Here is a 1,441-nt window from a genome sequence, read left to right on the forward strand (position 1 = left end):
TCCGGGGCCGGCGGCGCGACCTCGACCGGGGTGCCGGCGGCGGGAACGGCCGCCTCGGCTTCCTCGGGGGATGCGGCGGGCTCGGCGGCCGCCTCGGGGGCCGTCGGGGCCGCCTTGGCCGGCGGGAGCGGTCTCCGGCGCCGGCTGGGCGGTGGCGTCGGCTGCGACGGGGGCGGCGGCGGCCTCGGGGGCTACGGGCTCGGCCGTCCACGGGGTACCGGCCTGCGGCAGGACTCCACCGGGCTGCGGCGCGGCGGGATCCAGGTCCAGGTACTCGGGGCCGGGGGCGCCGGCCTGCTCGGCCTCGGGGGCCGGGGCGGCGGCTTCGGGAGCCTGGGCGGCGGCGGCCTCGGCGGCGATGGCGGCGGCCACCTGGGGGGCCAGCACCACGACGGGCTCAGCGGAGGCGGGCTCCGCCACCGAGGGCTCCGCCACCACGGGCTCAACGGCGACGGGCTCCGCGACGACGGACTCCGGCGCGACGGCCGCGACTTCGACGGCCACGGCAGGCTCCGCGACGACGGGCCCCCCCACCACGGCCTCCGCCACCACGGCCTCCGCCACCACGGCCTGCGCCTGCGCGGCGGCCTGCTCGGCGGGAACGCCCTGCTCGGCGGCAGCACCCTGCTCGGCGGGCGCTGCCTGCTCAGCGGGAACAGCCTGCTCAACCGGCACAGCCTGCTCAACCGGCACGCCCTGCTCAACCGGAACAGCCTGCTCAACCGGCTCACCCGGCACGCCCGCCGCACCCTGTTCAGCGGGAGCGGCCTGCGCCACATCGGCCGCGGCCGCGGCCGCGACCTCCACACCGGCCGCCGCCTCCACACCCGGCACGGCCTGCACCCCAGGCGCCACCTGCACCCCGGGAACCGCCTGCGCACCCGGCGCGACCTGCACACCGGGGACCGGCTGGACACCCGGCGCCACCTGCACGCCCGGCGTCGTCGCCGCGCCCGGCGGCACCGGCGCGGCGGCCGGCCCCCGGTCGGCGAGGGAGCGTACGACTCCCCCGGTGGCGTCGGGCACGGCGGGGCCCATGTGCAGCGGGCGGCGCGGCGGCATCACGGCGGCGGCGGGCGGGACCTGACCGGCGGAGGGGGCCCCGGGCGGGACCACGAGGCCACCGAGGTCGAGGGAGCCGGAGTCACGGCCGCCGGTCTCGTGGGCACCGGCGCTGTACGCGGCGGGGTCGGCGAAGGTGCCGGGGGCGGGGTAGCCCGCCTCGGGGAAGCCGGGGGCGGGCGCGGGCTCTCCGGGCGCGGGGAAGGCCTCGGGGTAGCCGGGGTCCGGGAAGCCGAGGTGTCCGGGCTCGGGGTAGCCGGCGGCGGGGGCCTGCGGGTACTCGGTGTAGACGGGTTCCGCCGGGAAGTCGCCGGGGAAGGCCGGGGCGGCGGGGCCCCCCTGCGGGTCGCTCCAGGAGCCCTGCCCGTGGCCGCTCGGC

1 pseudogene is annotated in these 1,441 nt (G+C 81.1%); it reads right to left on the reverse strand.

Annotated features, from left to right (window positions below):
* Positions 1 to 1,441, reverse strand: a pseudogene (locus SSNG_RS41905) (hypothetical protein); the annotation flags it as partial.

The organism is Streptomyces sp. C, from assembly GCF_000158895.1.
Taxonomy (GTDB): domain Bacteria; phylum Actinomycetota; class Actinomycetes; order Streptomycetales; family Streptomycetaceae; genus Streptomyces; species Streptomyces racemochromogenes.